Source organism: Bacillus cereus group sp. BfR-BA-01379 (assembly GCF_022663605.1).
GTDB classification, from domain to species: domain Bacteria; phylum Bacillota; class Bacilli; order Bacillales; family Bacillaceae_G; genus Bacillus_A; species Bacillus_A mobilis.
Genome location: NZ_JAKUFT010000097.1, coordinates 1 through 14,914 on the forward strand (window position 1 = coordinate 1; position 14,914 = coordinate 14,914).

The following is a 14,914-nucleotide window of genomic DNA, read 5'->3' on the forward strand; positions in this document are numbered from 1 at the left end:
GGCAGAGAGGTCACACCCGTTCCCATACCGAACACGGAAGTTAAGCTCTCTAGCGCCGATGGTAGTTGGGACCTTGTCCCTGTGAGAGTAGGACGTCGCCAAGCAACTAAAAACACAAGTCTTTTGACTTGTGTTTTTTTATTTCCCATGAAATAGGATCGGTTCTGTTAGTAAAAAAGACGAAATATAGTAAGGGATTTTTTGAGCAGAAATAGTAAGAAATTGATAAATAAATGGATAATCTTCAGAGCCATAGCTCCCAAGTAAATCATACCACCAATCTGTTTCATATCTAGAAATCATACTTAAATTGTAGAGCAATAAATAATGAACAAGAAGTTCAGGTAATACGGGTTTAGGATTTCTCGGGTCAGTTGGAATTGGTAAGTAATAAGTATCAGCAAGATATTCGTAGTATAAAGGCGTACTATATATAGGGTTCCACGACTGGATAGGGGCTGTAAAAAGTAAATTCGATCCGCTCGTTTTCCCGGAGACGTGTTGTATGGATAAATGCTTACAAGTTGATTCAATGTAACGTGAAAATCTCTCTGTAGTCATATGAAGACGATCTAGTATGTTGGCCGAAAAGGAAAGTTCATTTGTATTTGTTGAATCGATTTTATATAAAGTGCTCCCTCTTTGACTGTAGCGAAATAAATTTTGTAATTCAGGAATATTTCCCATTAAATCCAGCATGTTAAACTTTTCTGCTTCTAAGTGTTTCATGTGAAACAGCTGTTCTGCAACATGAGTAAATAATCCGTTTTTTTGTACCTTCACCTCATCTTCTAAAAATTGATACCCCTGTTTTTTTCGTTTGCGAGTTGTAACACCATGAGCTAACACAGTAGTGGATTCTGGATAGTTCGGATCAATAGTTAGTAAGCAGGCTTTAAAAAGTTGGCTCATTCCATAAAACAATAGCATTGGCTGAATCGAAAAGGGGGCTACCTTATATAATTCATAATAATTTTTCCCGTGTTCTAAGTAATAAATAAAGGGATAACAATTTTCGAAACTTTTTTTTTCAGCATCTTGTATGGAGGATTTTTCGTAGCAACGGGCAAGATAACGTTGTACATTTTGAGATGAAAAGAAGAAACTTAATTGCTGCCAAGTACAATGTGTTTGATGCATATATTACGCTCCTTTTATTGTCTAAAAATTCTAACATATATATACGTCCTTGACAGTATTTTAACCAATTGATAAGCTACTAATAATAATTTCTGGTATCATGGGGGGAACAATTATGTGGGAATCTAAATTTGTTAAAGAAGGTTTGACTTTTGATGACGTATTACTTGTACCAGCAAAGTCAGATGTATTACCAAGAGAAGTAAGTGTTAAAACAGTTTTATCTGAAAGCTTACAGTTAAATATCCCGTTAATTAGTGCAGGAATGGATACAGTAACAGAAGCTGACATGGCTATTGCAATGGCTCGTCAAGGCGGTTTAGGAATTATTCATAAAAACATGTCTATCGAACAACAAGCGGAGCAAGTTGATAAAGTAAAACGTTCTGAAAGTGGCGTTATTTCAGATCCTTTCTTTTTAACTCCAGAACATCAAGTATATGATGCAGAGCATCTTATGGGAAAATACCGTATCTCAGGTGTACCGGTTGTAAATAATTTAGACGAGCGAAAATTAGTTGGTATTATTACAAACCGTGATATGCGTTTCATCCAAGACTACTCAATCAAAATTTCCGACGTAATGACAAAAGAAAAGCTAATTACAGCTCCAGTTGGTACAACGCTGGAAGAAGCTGAAAAGATCCTACAAAAGTATAAAATTGAAAAACTCCCTCTTGTTGATAACAACGGTGTATTACAAGGGCTTATTACAATAAAAGATATTGAAAAAGTAATTGAATTCCCAAATTCTGCGAAGGATAAGCAAGGACGCTTATTAGTTGGAGCAGCGGTTGGTGTAACGGCTGACGCTATGCTTCGTATCGACGCATTAGTAAAAGCTAGCGTAGATGCAATCGTACTTGATACAGCTCATGGACATTCTCAAGGTGTTATTGATAAGGTAAAAGAAGTTCGTGCGAAATATCCATCACTAAATATTATTGCTGGAAACGTTGCTACTGCTGAAGCAACGAAAGCATTAATTGAAGCAGGTGCAAACGTAGTTAAAGTTGGTATTGGACCAGGCTCTATCTGTACGACACGTGTTGTAGCTGGAGTTGGTGTACCACAATTAACAGCAGTTTATGATTGCGCAACAGAAGCTCGTAAACACGGTATTCCAGTTATTGCTGATGGTGGTGTTAAGTACTCTGGTGATATGGTAAAAGCTTTAGCAGCAGGAGCACACGTTGTTATGCTAGGTAGTATGTTTGCTGGTGTTGCTGAAAGCCCTGGAGAAACTGAAATTTACCAAGGTCGTCAATTTAAAGTATATCGTGGTATGGGTTCTGTCGGAGCGATGGAAAAAGGAAGTAAAGACCGTTACTTCCAAGAAGGAAATAAAAAACTTGTTCCAGAAGGTATTGAAGGTCGAGTACCATATAAAGGGCCTTTAGCAGATACAGTTCATCAATTAGTTGGTGGATTACGTGCCGGTATGGGATATTGCGGAGCACAGAATTTAGAATTCTTACGTGAGAATGCACAATTCATTCGTATGTCAGGTGCTGGTTTACGTGAAAGCCATCCTCATCACGTACAAATCACAAAAGAGGCTCCAAACTACTCATTATAATGTCTTATATACAAATAGACAGAGATTTGATATCTCTGTCTATTTTTTTTTGATTATGTTAGAATAACGGTTATGTGAGTACATAGATATTGGGGGTAGCAAAAGTGAAAGGTATGTTTTGCAAAAGATTCATCGCTTTAGTAACAATGCTTACACTAGCTTGTAGCATGTTGTTACCATATAGCAATGCATCAGCAGAAACAGGATCTGCTTTAAACATTGAAGCAGGTGCAGCAATTTTAGTTGAAGCGAATTCTGGGAAAATTTTATATCAAAAGAATGCAGATGAATTATTATCAATTGCTAGTATGACAAAGATGATGAGTGAATATTTAGTTCATGAAGCAGTGGCTAAAGGAAAACTTAAGTGGGATCAAAAAATTAAGGTTTCTGAATATGCGTATAAAGTTTCACAAGATGCTTCATTATCAAATGTTGCATTAGAAAATGGTGGCACGTATACAGTAAAAGAGTTATATGAAGCAATGGCAATTTTTTCTGCCAATGGTGCAACAATTGCACTAGGAGAGGCAATTGCAGGTAAAGAAGTAGATTTCGTAAAAATGATGAATGATAAGGCGAAAGAACTAGGATTAAAAAATTATAAATTCGTTAATTCTACAGGTTTAACGAACAAAGATTTAAAAGGAATGCACCCTGCGGGTACAACACCGGATGAAGAAAATAAAATGTCTGCGAAGGATGTTGCAACTTTAGCACAGCATTTACTTAAAGATTATCCAAAAGTATTAGATACAGCAAAAATTCCTAACAAAGAATTCCGTCCAGAAAAAGAGAAATTTCAAATGTTGAACTGGAACTGGATGCTAAAAGGTTTATCTAGGGCATATGATGGTGTAGATGGCCTGAAAACAGGATCAACTCCAGAAGCAGGAGAATGTTTCACTGGTACGGTTGAAAGAAATGGAATGCGTTTTATTTCTGTAGTTATTAAAACGAATTCTCGTCAGGCACGTTTTGATGAGACAAAGAAACTATATGATTATGGATTTGCTAATTTTGAAATGAAGCAATTATATAAAAAAGATTCTTCAGTAAAAGGACAAGAAACAGTACGAGTAGAAAATGCTAAAGATAAAGATGTAGCAGTTCAAACAAAAAAAGCTGTTTCACTTCCAGTTCCAAAAGGAAGTAAAGATGTTTATAAAACAGAATTAAAAGAAGCAAGTAAGGGACAAGAAGCACCGATTAAAAAGGGAGCTGCACTTGGCCAAATGGTAATCACACCAAAAGATGCGAATGACCCTGGATTTTTATCTGGTAAGTCATTACAAGTAGATCTTGTAACAACATCTGCAGTAGAAGAAGCGAATTGGTTTACTCGTTCTATGCGTGGAATCGGTTCTTTCTTTAGTGGTATATGGAATAGTGCTGTTGATACAGTAAAAGGCTGGTTTTAAAAGCTCCTCATTGTAGGGGCTTTTTCTTATTCCTATTTTTCATACCGACTTTATGAAAAAGTAGTAGACAAGCATCTGATAGTTAGTGGTAGAATGTAAGAGTATTCTTAATTTTCGCCTTTAACGGGGGAAAAGCAATTCACCTAGGGGGGTTTTTGTAACATGACAAATGTAACAGGGACAGAACGTGTAAAACGTGGAATGGCAGAAATGCAAAAAGGCGGCGTTATTATGGACGTAATTAACGCTGAACAAGCAAAAATTGCAGAAGAGGCAGGCGCAGTTGCCGTTATGGCACTAGAGCGTGTACCAGCAGATATTCGTGCAGCAGGTGGCGTTTCTCGTATGGCAGACCCAACAATCGTTGAAGAAGTTATGGGTGCAGTGTCAATTCCGGTTATGGCAAAATGTCGTATCGGTCACCTTGTAGAAGCACGTGTATTAGAATCATTAGGGGTAGACTATATCGATGAGAGTGAAGTATTAACTCCTGCTGATGAAGTATACCATTTAAATAAACGTGATTACACAGTTCCATTTGTATGTGGTTGCCGTGATATCGGAGAAGCTGCACGTCGTATTGCAGAAGGTGCATCTATGCTTCGTACAAAAGGTGAACCAGGAACAGGAAACATTGTAGAGGCAGTGCGTCATATGCGCCAAGTCAATGCAGAAATCCGTCAAGTTGCAAGTCTACGTGAAGATGAGTTAATGACATATGCAAAAAATACTGGTGCTCCTTATGAAGTACTACTTGAAATTAAACGCCTTGGTCGTTTGCCAGTTGTAAACTTCGCAGCAGGTGGTGTAGCAACACCAGCAGATGCAGCGTTAATGATGCAACTTGGTGCGGATGGTGTATTTGTTGGATCTGGTATCTTCAAATCAGAAAATCCAGAGAAATTTGCACGCGCAATCGTTGAAGCGACGACTCATTATGAGGATTACGAACTAATTGCAAGCCTTTCTAAAGGATTAGGTAATGCAATGAAAGGTATCGAAATTTCAACGTTATTACCAGAACAACGCATGCAAGAGCGTGGATGGTAATTGAAGGAGAACTTTAAAATGGTGAAAATCGGTGTACTAGGTCTTCAAGGTGCAGTTCGTGAGCATATAAAATCAGTTGAAGCAAGTGGTGCAGAAGCTGTTGTTGTAAAGCGTATAGAGCAACTTGAAGAGATTGATGGTCTTATTTTGCCGGGCGGTGAAAGTACAACAATGCGCCGTCTTATTGATAAGTATGCTTTCATGGAACCACTTCGTACATTCGCGAAGTCTGGTAAACCAATGTTTGGTACATGTGCAGGTATGATTCTTCTTGCAAAAACACTTATTGGCTATGAAGAAGCACATATTGGTGCTATGGATATTACAGTAGAACGCAATGCGTTCGGACGCCAAAAAGATAGCTTTGAAGCCTCACTTTCAATTAAAGGTGTAGGGGAAGAATTTATTGGTGTATTTATCCGTGCTCCATATGTTGTAAATGTAGCTGATGATGTTGAAGTACTTTCTACACATGGTGGCCGAATGGTAGCGGTAAAACAAAATCAGTTTTTAGCTGCTTCATTCCATCCAGAATTAACGGATGATCATCGTGTGACAGCATACTTTGTAGAAATGGTAAAAGAAGCGAAAATGAAAAAAGTTGTATAAGTAACTTGCAACTTGTTTAAGATTATAGTAAATTGATGGTAACAATTTTATAAAATAAGCGTGTTGATAGGAAGTAGTAACAAATGCCGTTTCTTATAGAGAGTCGATGGTTGGTGGAAATCGATAGAAACAGTTTGTGAATCCATCCTGGAATGGAATGTGGAATATCTTTATGATTAGTAAACATTCCCGGTGAAGAGCCGTTATTTCTACTTGAGAGGAAGGCGGTAATGCTTTCAACTAGGGTGGCAACGCGGGTTAACTCCCGTCCCTTTATATAGGGACGGGAGTTTTTTGTGTTTTATAAAATAAAAGGAGGAGTATATAATGCTTGATATTAAATTTTTACGTACAAATTTTGAAGAAGTAAAAGCGAAATTACAGCATAGAGGCGAAGATTTAACTGATTTTGGTCGCTTCGAAGAGCTAGATACGAGAAGAAGAGAATTACTTGTTCAAACAGAGGAACTAAAAAGTAAGCGTAACGAAGTATCTCAACAAATTTCTGTATTGAAGCGTGAAAAGAAAGATGCAGAAGCTCTAATTCTAGAGATGCGTGAAGTTGGAGAAAAAGTAAAAGATCTTGATAATGAACTTCGTACAGTTGAAGAAGATTTAGAAAGATTAATGTTGTCTATTCCAAATATCCCTCATGAATCTGCTCCAGTTGGTGAAACAGAAGATGATAATGTGATAGCACGTACTTGGGGAGAAGTGAAAGAATTTGCTTATGAACCAAAACCACATTGGGATCTTGCTACAGATTTAGGAATTTTAGATTTTGAGCGTGCTGGGAAAGTAACGGGAAGCCGCTTCGTATTCTATAAAGGTGCTGGCGCGAGATTAGAGCGTGCTTTAATTAGCTTTATGCTTGATCTTCATACTGATGAGCACGGATATGAAGAAGTATTACCTCCGTATATGGTAAACCGTGCAAGTATGACAGGAACAGGACAACTTCCGAAATTTGAAGAAGATGCATTCCGTATTGAAAGTGAAGATTACTTCTTAATTCCAACAGCTGAAGTACCTGTAACGAATATGCACCGCGATGAAATCTTAAATAAAGAGCAATTGCCTATACGATATGCTGCATTTAGCTCTTGTTTCCGTTCTGAAGCAGGTTCAGCTGGCCGTGATACGCGTGGATTAATTCGTCAGCATCAGTTCAACAAAGTAGAGCTTGTAAAATTCGTAAAACCAGAAGATTCTTATGAAGAGTTAGAAAAACTAACAAATGATGCAGAACGCGTGTTACAATTATTAGAGTTGCCATATCGCGTTATGAGCATGTGCACAGGCGATTTAGGATTTACAGCAGCGAAGAAATACGATATCGAAGTATGGATTCCAAGCTATGGCACATATCGTGAGATTTCTTCTTGTAGTAATTTTGAGGCTTTCCAAGCGAGACGTGCAAATATCCGTTTCCGTCGTGAACCAAACGGAAAACCAGAACATGTTCATACATTAAATGGATCTGGTCTTGCAATTGGACGTACGGTAGCAGCTATTTTAGAGAACTACCAACAAGAAGATGGTACAATTATAATTCCAGAAGTTCTTCGCCCTTATATGGGAGGAAAAACAGTTATTAAGTAAATGTAAACATTCATCGGTATGAGTGATTGGTAATTATGAGCGTTGTCAGTACTATAATGTAGGAGGGGGAAAGTAAAATTTTCCTTTCCTCATAATTTATTTTAGTAGGGTTGACTAACTGTTTTTCTTTTGATATTATATTTGATGTCAATATGGAGGTATACCCAAGTCTGGCTGAAGGGATCGGTCTTGAAAACCGACAGGCGGCGAGAGTCGCGCGGGGGTTCGAATCCCTCTACCTCCTCCAGATATAATTGACAACAGCGCATATAAGTGGAGATTGGAGAACTCGTTACCAACACGTAACGAGTTTTTATTTTAAAACCAATCATAAAGTATGGGGTAAGGAGATTTTCTCCTTATTACACACTCATATTCCGATGATTATCTTCATAGATATGAAAGGAGTCAACATGGATCTTATTATACAAACGTTTCCTTTAGATGGAAAAACTTTATATTATGTACAATGTCCTGTCTGTAAGAACAATAGAATTTTAAACAGTGGTGCAAATGTTTCACGTATTATTAGCGATGATACATTCCGTAAACTTTGTGGTTGCACTTGTGACGTAAAGCAAACTGCGACAAAAGTAGAGGCGCCAAAAAAAGTTGAAAAAGAAGCTGTAAAGAAAGAAGCAGCTCCAAAACGTACAGGTAAAGTATTAACAGCAATGATTAACGGAAAAGAAATGACTGTTAAAGAGATTGCTGAAACATATGATATTAGTACAAGTACTGTTCGTCAGCGTATTAACGCTGGAAAACCTGAGAGTGAAATTATTGCTCCGACAAAGAAGAAGTAATTTAATAGAAAAACCCGTGCGTATGCACGGGTTTTTTATTTTACAAGTTTACGTGTTTGTTTTAAAAAATGGCCAATTTTTTTAATGATTGGTTCAATGGAATCGCCATCTTTTAAAATATCGTATTCATTAATGTTTAATCGTAAAACAGGGCATGAATTAAAGTTATTAATCCAGTTGTCGTAACGCCCATGCATCTCTTTCCAATACTCAATTGGTGTTTGCTGTTCCATCGGACGTCCACGTTCTTGGATACGATCAACAATATCATCGAAAGAACCTTCTAAGTAAATTAGTAAATCTGGATGAGGGAAGTAAGGAGTCATGACCATAGCGTCAAATAAACCTTTGTATGTTTCATAATCAGTTTCTGTCATTGTCCCTTTTTCATGATGCATCTTTGCAAAAATGCCAGTGTCTTCATAGATAGAGCGATCTTGAACAAAGCCGCCACCGTATTCAAAAATTCTTTTTTGTTCTTTAAATCGTTCTGCTAAAAAATACACTTGCAAGTGAAAGCTCCAGCGTGTGAAATCAGCATAGAACTTGTCCAAATACGGGTTAGAGTCTACCTTTTCAAATGATGTGCGATAGCCTAAAGCGTTAGCTAATGCAGTTGTCATAGTTGATTTACCGACACCTACTGTTCCAGCAATAGTGATTACTGCGTCATTTGGTATATCATATTTTTGCCTTAAATTCATTATTATTTCGACTCCTTTAAGAGAGTATTTTGAAGGGCAGATAGGATGACGTTTAAATCATCAGGATTTTTTACAAAATCCATATCGTCTCCGTTAAATTTCAATACTGGGATGTCTGGATGATCCTTTTTAAAAGTATCCATTGCAGTTTCATAATCTTTTGTGAGCTGTAGTAAGTAATTTGGATCCATATTTTTTTCGAATTCTCTTCCGCGCTTTGCGATTCGTGCTTGTAATGTTTCTAAGCTAGCCGTTAAATAAACGATTACGTTTGGTACAGGCATATCTTGTGTAAGGATGCGATAGATTTGCATGTACTTATCGTATTGAGAATCTTTTAATGTACGGGATGCGAAAATTAGATTTTTAAATATATGATAATCTGCTACTACTGGCTTCCTTCGATTCAAAAACTTTATGTTAATATCTTCTAATTGTTTGTATCTATTACAAAGAAAGAACATCTCTGTTTGAAAACTCCATTCGTCGATGTCTTCATAGAACTTTCCTAAAAAAGGGTTTTCATCAACAATCTCTTTTAGTAAGTGGAGTTGCATGTGAGTTGAAATTTCCTTCGCAAGTGAAGTTTTTCCAACACCAATTGGTCCTTCAACCGTGATAAATGGTACTCCGGTCACGCTGTTTCCTCCTTTCAATCAGTGATTTACCGTGACTACTAAAAACACAAAACAGAATTATTGTAGCACAAGAGGGAAGCGAGCGGGTTAATTTGATATAAAAAGTTAGAAAATAGATATATGTATTAATTAATTTTTATTTGAGATGACGGTATTATATTTGCTTTTAATGTGGTTTCCATTATTTTTAAAGCATGCAAGTTATCCTGATCATGATTAGAGGCAATACAGTCCTGTGGTACATACAGTGTATAATTTCTCATATGAGCATCGTTAGCTGTAAAGAGGATACATATATTCCCTGCGACTCCTGTTAATATTAGATTTTCTATTTTTAAATAGCCTAATAAAGAATTTAAAGGTGTTTCATAAAAAGCAGAGTAATGTGGTTTAATAAAAATGTAATCATCAGAATTTGGGGCAATCTTACGAATGATATTTTCGCTATACTCATTTGTACAATGATTAATTAGTTGATCAATATCAGATCTCCAAAGTTGATAATGGTCATTAACATAAATTATGGGATAGCCAAAGGATTTCATTGTTTTCTTTAATTGTAAAATAGGGTTAGTTATAATTTCGCATTTTTTGGCTAGGATGGGTCCGTGTGAAAATTGAAAGTCATTAATCATATCGATAATGAGTAAGGCAGTATTCTTCATATGTAATCCCCTCTCTTTTTTATTAGGGTGGATTGAATTTGTAAAAGTTATCCCATGTGTAGTAAATGGAAATTAGTGTACGTTATTTGTAAGGAAAGGACTATGGTATGGAACACGATCAAGATATTTATTTTATGCAGTTAGCGATAAAAGAGGCTAAAAAGGCAGAGGTAATACAAGAAGTACCGATTGGTGCAGTTATAGTGTTAGATGGCGAAGTAATTAGTGTTGCTCATAATTTAAGGGAAACTGAGCAAAGATCAATAGCTCACGCTGAGTTGTTAGCTATTGATGAGGCGTGCAAAAAATTAGGGACATGGCGTTTAGAAGATGCGACATTATATGTAACATTAGAGCCTTGTCCGATGTGTGCGGGTGGAATTGTTTTATCACGAGTGAAGCGAGTTGTATATGGTGCAAGTGATCCGAAAGGTGGATGTGCAGGGACATTGATGAATCTTTTAACGGATGAACGCTTTAATCATCAATGCGAGGTAGTAGCTGGTGTATTAGAAGAAGAATGCGGTACGTTGTTAACAAACTTTTTTAGAGAGCTTCGCAAAAAAAGAAAAGCGATCAAGAAATTAGAGCAAAACAAAGAGAATTAACGTATTTGCATTTTATAAAAAAACAAGTTATACTGATAATGCCTTTAATGAAGGCAACCGAATATTGGTTTTAACTTTGCCGTGCTAAGCGGGGAGGTAGCGGTGCCCTATACTCGCAATCCGCTCTAGCGAGGCCGAATCCCTTCTCGAGGTTATGTTGCTGTAAGGTCTGCCTTAAGTAAGTGGTGTTGACGTTTGGGTCCTGCGCAACGGGACCCCGTGAACCTTGTCAGGTCCGGAAGGAAGCAGCAATAAGCGGGTCTTCTCGTGTGCCGCAGGAGTGCCTGAACCGAGCTAACTGCTTGAGTAACGCTTATGGTACGTAATCGACAGAAGGTGCACGGCAGTTATATATGTATACAAAACTCACCTTAATATTAAGGTGGGTTTTTTGTATAGAAAATAACTTTTGGAATCTATAAACAGAATGGGTTATAATAAATGAGATAATAACCTTTGAGGGAGGCCGTATTTTCGTGTCATACCAAGCGTTATACCGAACATGGAGACCGCAAAAATTTGAAGATGTAGTTGGTCAAAAGCACGTGACAAAAACGTTGCAAAATGCCCTTCTTCAAGAGAAAGTTTCACATGCTTATTTATTTTCTGGGCCGAGGGGAACAGGAAAAACGACAATTGCAAAAGTATTTGCAAAAGCAATCAACTGTGAACATGCTCCGGTGGCTGAACCTTGTAATGAATGTCCTTCTTGTTTGGGGATTACACAAGGATCCATTTCAGATGTATTAGAAATTGATGCGGCTTCAAATAACGGTGTAGATGAAATTCGAGATATTAGAGATAAAGTAAAATATGCTCCAAGTGCTGTAGAATATAAAGTATACATTATTGATGAAGTCCACATGCTGTCTATGGGTGCCTTCAATGCGCTTTTAAAAACGTTAGAAGAGCCGCCAGGACATGTCATCTTTATTTTGGCGACAACAGAACCGCATAAGATCCCGCCTACAATCATTTCACGTTGCCAACGTTTTGAATTTCGAAAAATATCAGTAAATGATATTGTTGAGAGATTATCGACGGTTGTAACGAATGAAGGTACGCAAGTAGAAGATGAGGCTTTACAAATTGTTGCACGTGCCGCTGAAGGTGGTATGCGTGATGCGCTTAGTCTTATTGATCAGGCAATATCTTATAGTGATGAGACAGTTACGACAGAAGATGTATTAGCTGTAACAGGTTCTGTTTCCCAGCAATACTTAGGTAACTTAGTAGAATGTATACGCGAAAATGATGTATCAAGAGCATTACGTATCATAGATGAGATGATGGGTAAAGGGAAAGATCCAGTTCGCTTTATGGAGGATTTCATTTACTATTATCGTGATATGCTTTTATATCAAACTTCACCACAATTGGAACATATGTTGGAACGAGTAATGGTAGATGAGCAATTCCGGACGTTAAGTGAAGAAATGCAACCGGAAGTAATCTATGAAATCATTCATACTCTTAGTAAGGGACAACAGGAAATGAAGTGGACGAATCATCCGCGAATTTTCTTAGAAGTTGTTATGGTGCAATTGTGTCAACAGTTTATGATGCAAGCGAACGGTACAGATCGTTTACAAGCAATTATGAACAGGATGCAGCAATTGGAGAAAGAGTTAGAAGAAGTCAAAAAGAATGGTGTACCGGCTGGTGTGCAGCAGGAAGTCAGAGAGACACGTGCAACGCCAAAACCAGTGCGGACAGGTAGTATGAAGATTCCTGTCGGACGCGTCAATGAAGTGTTAAAGCAAGCAAAGCGTCAGGATTTAGAACAATTAAAAGCTGTGTGGGGTGAGTTGTTAGGAAGACTCAAAGCATACAACAAAGTAGCGTTTGCTGTTTTACTAGAAAATAGCGAACCGGTAGCGGCTTCGGATGATACTTACGTTTTAGCGTTTCAATATGAGATTCACTGTAAAATGGCAAGCGAAAATCGAGAAGCTATGGATACAGTGGAACAAGCTTTATTTGAATTGCTAAGTAAAAGATTAAATATGATTGCCATTCCAAAAAGTGAATGGGGTAAAATACGTGAAGATTTTTTACAGCGTGAAGGCGGAAGTGCTGAAGAAAGCCCAGAGAAAAAAGAAGATCCTCTTATAGAAGAGGCGGTAAAATTAGTAGGGCAAGAACTTATTGAAATAAAAGAGTAATAATAATTAGGAGGAATTAATTATGATGCGTGGCGGAATGGGAAATATGAATAACATGATGAAACAAATGCAAAAAATGCAAAAAGATATGGCAAAAGCGCAAGAAGAACTTGGCGAAAAAACAGTTGAAGGTACAGCTGGTGGCGGAATGATCACAGTTATTGCAAATGGTCATAAGCAAATTCTTGAAGTAAAAGTAAAAGAAGAAGTTGTAGATCCAGAAGATATCGAAATGTTACAAGACTTAGTGTTAGCTGCAACGAACGATGCACTTAAAAAAGCTGATGAACTTTCAAATTCTACAATGGGTAAATTTACAAAAGGCTTAAACTTACCGGGTGGAATGTTCTAGGAGGATATTGATATATGCATTATCCAGAACCGATATCAAAACTAATTGATAGTTTTATGAAATTGCCAGGGATCGGACCGAAAACAGCGGTTCGATTGGCATTTTTCGTATTAGATATGAAAGAAGATGATGTGTTAGGTTTTGCAAAAGCACTTGTAAATGCGAAGCGAGATTTAGCGTATTGTTCTGTATGCGGACATATTACTGACCGTGATCCTTGTTATATTTGTAATGATTCACATCGAGATCAATCGGTTGTTTGTGTTGTGCAGGAACCGAAAGATGTAATCGCAATGGAAAAAATGAAAGAATATCAAGGTGTATATCATGTGTTACGTGGTGCTATTTCTCCAATGGAGGGAATTGGACCAGAAGACATTAATATCCCGCAACTTTTAAAGCGACTGCATGATGAAACAGTACAAGAAGTAATATTAGCAACAAACCCTAATATTGAAGGGGAAGCTACAGCGATGTATATATCCCGCCTCTTAAAGCCGACAGGTATTAAAGTGACTCGTATTGCACATGGTCTGCCAGTTGGTGGAGATTTAGAATATGCAGATGAAGTGACATTGTCGAAAGCGCTAGAAGGTCGTAGAGAAGTATAAGAGGAGAAACAAAAATGTTCTTTCAAAAAAAGGGTAAATTGCGTAAAGAGTATGATGATAAGTTAATTGTACTATTAGAAAAAGTGAAGAATGAATGGTTACGCCAGAAGAGAATGGTCGAACAAAGTGTGGAGCCATCTCAAGATGTACTTTGTTCTTTGAAGATAGCAGAGGCAAAATATTTCTTCTTGTTAAAAGAAGCAAAACGTCGCCCTGTAAAAATGGAACAATGGTAAAAGGTTCTGCTGAAACAGCAGAACCTTTTATTTTATTCGTTAAACATTTAGTGGTTTTTATGAGGGTAGTGTTGTCGAATAAAGATTAACAAGATAAAACGACTGGAGTTATATGATACATGTTCTTTTTTATCGTCTTGTCCCATACAAATGAGTGTGTATAGGTCATTCATAAGGAGGAAGAAAATGAATTCTACAATTGTTATTGTCGGTATTCTTACTTTAGTTTTTATTTTTCTTGTTTTCGGTGTTTCTTCAAAGCCGTTACGTTTTATAGGAAAAGCGCTTTTTCATGTTACTTTGGGAATAGCATTACTCTTTATCGTAAATGTTGTCGGGACATATTTTGATTTTCATATTCCAATTAACTTGGGTACAGCAGCAATCACAAGTTTATTAGGTCTACCCGGTGTTGCTGCATTAGTGGTTATTAAGCTTTATATCATGCCAAGATAAAATTATTTTGGCATTTTTTTTAAAAGTGTTGACGAACAAATGATTAATATGGTAAATTAATAAGCGTCGTCAGGAACGAAAGAAAAAAGTTGTTGACAGATTTAACGAAAAATGTTAAATTATAAAAGTCGCTGAAACGCGATGTTGAACTTTGAAAACTAAACGAAACAAACAACGTGAAACGTCAATTTTTATTTTTAGATGCTAGACAAACTAACTTTATTGGAGAGTTTGATCCTGGCTCAGGATGAACGCTGGCGGCGTGCCTAATA

The 14,914-nt window shown here is 37.1% G+C and carries 16 protein-coding genes, 1 tRNA gene, 1 rRNA gene, 1 other RNA gene and 1 other annotated feature; of the genes, 15 read left to right on the forward strand and 4 right to left on the reverse strand.

The annotated features are described in order from the left end of the window. Window positions 1-104: ribosomal RNA gene (gene rrf / locus MR113_RS24500) — 5S ribosomal RNA — on the forward strand; the annotation flags it as partial. Window positions 105-138: 34 nt separating this feature from the next. On the opposite strand, the gene MR113_RS24505 is transcribed toward rrf, so the two are convergent. Next, entirely contained in the window at window positions 139-1,140 is a 1,002-nt protein-coding gene (locus MR113_RS24505) for a YaaC family protein (RefSeq protein WP_242257173.1), read from the reverse strand. 115 nt (window positions 1,141-1,255) lie between these two features. Here MR113_RS24505 and guaB point away from each other — a divergent pair, with 115 nt between their 5' ends. The 7 genes from guaB to MR113_RS24540 all read left to right on the forward strand — a co-directional run bounded on the left by guaB (window position 1,256) and on the right by MR113_RS24540 (window position 8,207). Then, a complete protein-coding gene (guaB, locus tag MR113_RS24510) occupies window positions 1,256-2,719 on the forward strand; it encodes an IMP dehydrogenase (protein WP_000264076.1) in 1,464 nt (487 codons plus the stop codon). 113 nt (window positions 2,720-2,832) lie between these two features. Further along, window positions 2,833-4,140, forward strand: a complete 1,308-nt coding sequence (locus tag MR113_RS24515; protein WP_242257181.1) for a D-alanyl-D-alanine carboxypeptidase family protein — start codon at window positions 2,833-2,835, stop codon at window positions 4,138-4,140. Between the two features lie 162 nt (window positions 4,141-4,302). Next, window positions 4,303-5,190 carry a pyridoxal 5'-phosphate synthase lyase subunit PdxS gene (gene pdxS / locus MR113_RS24520; protein ID WP_000186157.1) on the forward strand — a complete coding sequence of 296 codons (888 nt, stop codon included), beginning with the start codon at window positions 4,303-4,305 and terminating at the stop codon, window positions 5,188-5,190. Window positions 5,191-5,208: 18 nt separating this feature from the next. Further along, window positions 5,209-5,799 carry a pyridoxal 5'-phosphate synthase glutaminase subunit PdxT gene (gene pdxT, locus MR113_RS24525; RefSeq protein ID WP_242257174.1) on the forward strand — a complete coding sequence of 197 codons (591 nt, stop codon included), beginning with the start codon at window positions 5,209-5,211 and terminating at the stop codon, window positions 5,797-5,799. Between the two features lie 54 nt (window positions 5,800-5,853). Further along, window positions 5,854-6,075 (forward strand) — a binding site (T-box leader). Between the two features lie 51 nt (window positions 6,076-6,126). Next, complete coding sequence (gene serS / locus MR113_RS24530) at window positions 6,127-7,401, forward strand: serine--tRNA ligase (protein ID WP_242257175.1); 1,275 nt, start codon at window positions 6,127-6,129, stop codon at window positions 7,399-7,401. A gap of 154 nt (window positions 7,402-7,555) precedes the next feature. Beyond that, window positions 7,556-7,648 (forward strand) — tRNA-Ser (locus tag MR113_RS24535). A 166-nt stretch (window positions 7,649-7,814) separates the two neighbouring features. After that, a complete protein-coding gene (locus tag MR113_RS24540; protein ID WP_242257176.1) occupies window positions 7,815-8,207 on the forward strand; it encodes a sigma factor-like helix-turn-helix DNA-binding protein in 393 nt (130 codons plus the stop codon). Window positions 8,208-8,242: 35 nt separating this feature from the next. Here MR113_RS24540 and MR113_RS24545 read toward each other — a convergent pair whose 3' ends face one another. From MR113_RS24545 to MR113_RS24555, 3 genes are all read right to left on the reverse strand, one after another. Beyond that, entirely contained in the window at window positions 8,243-8,911 is a 669-nt protein-coding gene (locus MR113_RS24545; RefSeq protein WP_098778593.1) for a deoxynucleoside kinase, read from the reverse strand. Between the two features lie 2 nt (window positions 8,912-8,913). Next, window positions 8,914-9,549 (reverse strand): deoxynucleoside kinase, encoded by a 636-nt coding sequence (locus MR113_RS24550; protein ID WP_242257177.1) that lies wholly within the window; start codon window positions 9,547-9,549, stop codon window positions 8,914-8,916. 125 nt (window positions 9,550-9,674) lie between these two features. Next, a complete protein-coding gene (locus MR113_RS24555; protein WP_242257178.1) occupies window positions 9,675-10,214 on the reverse strand; it encodes a cysteine hydrolase family protein in 540 nt (179 codons plus the stop codon). 107 nt (window positions 10,215-10,321) lie between these two features. Here MR113_RS24555 and tadA point away from each other — a divergent pair, with 107 nt between their 5' ends. The 7 genes from tadA to MR113_RS24590 all read left to right on the forward strand — a co-directional run bounded on the left by tadA (window position 10,322) and on the right by MR113_RS24590 (window position 14,642). Beyond that, window positions 10,322-10,822, forward strand: a complete 501-nt coding sequence (tadA, locus tag MR113_RS24560) for a tRNA adenosine(34) deaminase TadA (RefSeq protein ID WP_242257179.1) — start codon at window positions 10,322-10,324, stop codon at window positions 10,820-10,822. Between the two features lie 79 nt (window positions 10,823-10,901). Continuing rightward, an RNA gene (gene ffs / locus MR113_RS24565) (signal recognition particle sRNA large type) lies at window positions 10,902-11,166 on the forward strand. 132 nt (window positions 11,167-11,298) lie between these two features. Next, complete coding sequence (dnaX, locus tag MR113_RS24570) at window positions 11,299-12,987, forward strand: DNA polymerase III subunit gamma/tau (protein ID WP_242257180.1); 1,689 nt, start codon at window positions 11,299-11,301, stop codon at window positions 12,985-12,987. Between the two features lie 25 nt (window positions 12,988-13,012). Next, complete coding sequence (locus tag MR113_RS24575; RefSeq protein WP_170930109.1) at window positions 13,013-13,339, forward strand: YbaB/EbfC family nucleoid-associated protein; 327 nt, start codon at window positions 13,013-13,015, stop codon at window positions 13,337-13,339. Between the two features lie 14 nt (window positions 13,340-13,353). Next, window positions 13,354-13,950 carry a recombination protein RecR gene (gene recR / locus MR113_RS24580; protein WP_000559169.1) on the forward strand — a complete coding sequence of 199 codons (597 nt, stop codon included), beginning with the start codon at window positions 13,354-13,356 and terminating at the stop codon, window positions 13,948-13,950. Between the two features lie 14 nt (window positions 13,951-13,964). Beyond that, window positions 13,965-14,186: a YaaL family protein gene (locus MR113_RS24585; RefSeq protein ID WP_000466020.1), complete on the forward strand. Its 222-nt coding sequence runs from the start codon at window positions 13,965-13,967 to the stop codon at window positions 14,184-14,186. 186 nt (window positions 14,187-14,372) lie between these two features. Beyond that, window positions 14,373-14,642 (forward strand): pro-sigmaK processing inhibitor BofA family protein, encoded by a 270-nt coding sequence (locus tag MR113_RS24590; protein WP_212955034.1) that lies wholly within the window; start codon window positions 14,373-14,375, stop codon window positions 14,640-14,642. Window positions 14,643-14,914 lie beyond the last annotated feature (272 nt).

Bases quoted from the DNA above. Each gene is read 5' to 3' on its own strand.
- MR113_RS24505 (WP_242257173.1), bottom strand. From the start codon at position 1,140: ATGCATCAAACACATTGTACTTGGCAGCAATTAAGTTTCTTCTTTTCA.
- guaB (WP_000264076.1), top strand. From the start codon at position 1,256: ATGTGGGAATCTAAATTTGTTAAAGAAGGTTTGACTTTTGATGACGTA.
- MR113_RS24515 (WP_242257181.1), top strand. From the start codon at position 2,833: ATGTTTTGCAAAAGATTCATCGCTTTAGTAACAATGCTTACACTAGCT.
- pdxS (WP_000186157.1), top strand. From the start codon at position 4,303: ATGACAAATGTAACAGGGACAGAACGTGTAAAACGTGGAATGGCAGAA.
- pdxT (WP_242257174.1), top strand. From the start codon at position 5,209: ATGGTGAAAATCGGTGTACTAGGTCTTCAAGGTGCAGTTCGTGAGCAT.
- serS (WP_242257175.1), top strand. From the start codon at position 6,127: ATGCTTGATATTAAATTTTTACGTACAAATTTTGAAGAAGTAAAAGCG.
- MR113_RS24540 (WP_242257176.1), top strand. From the start codon at position 7,815: ATGGATCTTATTATACAAACGTTTCCTTTAGATGGAAAAACTTTATAT.
- MR113_RS24545 (WP_098778593.1), bottom strand. From the start codon at position 8,911: ATGAATTTAAGGCAAAAATATGATATACCAAATGACGCAGTAATCACT.
- MR113_RS24555 (WP_242257178.1), bottom strand. From the start codon at position 10,214: ATGAAGAATACTGCCTTACTCATTATCGATATGATTAATGACTTTCAA.
- tadA (WP_242257179.1), top strand. From the start codon at position 10,322: ATGGAACACGATCAAGATATTTATTTTATGCAGTTAGCGATAAAAGAG.
- MR113_RS24575 (WP_170930109.1), top strand. From the start codon at position 13,013: ATGCGTGGCGGAATGGGAAATATGAATAACATGATGAAACAAATGCAA.
- recR (WP_000559169.1), top strand. From the start codon at position 13,354: ATGCATTATCCAGAACCGATATCAAAACTAATTGATAGTTTTATGAAA.
- MR113_RS24585 (WP_000466020.1), top strand. From the start codon at position 13,965: ATGTTCTTTCAAAAAAAGGGTAAATTGCGTAAAGAGTATGATGATAAG.
- MR113_RS24590 (WP_212955034.1), top strand. From the start codon at position 14,373: ATGAATTCTACAATTGTTATTGTCGGTATTCTTACTTTAGTTTTTATT.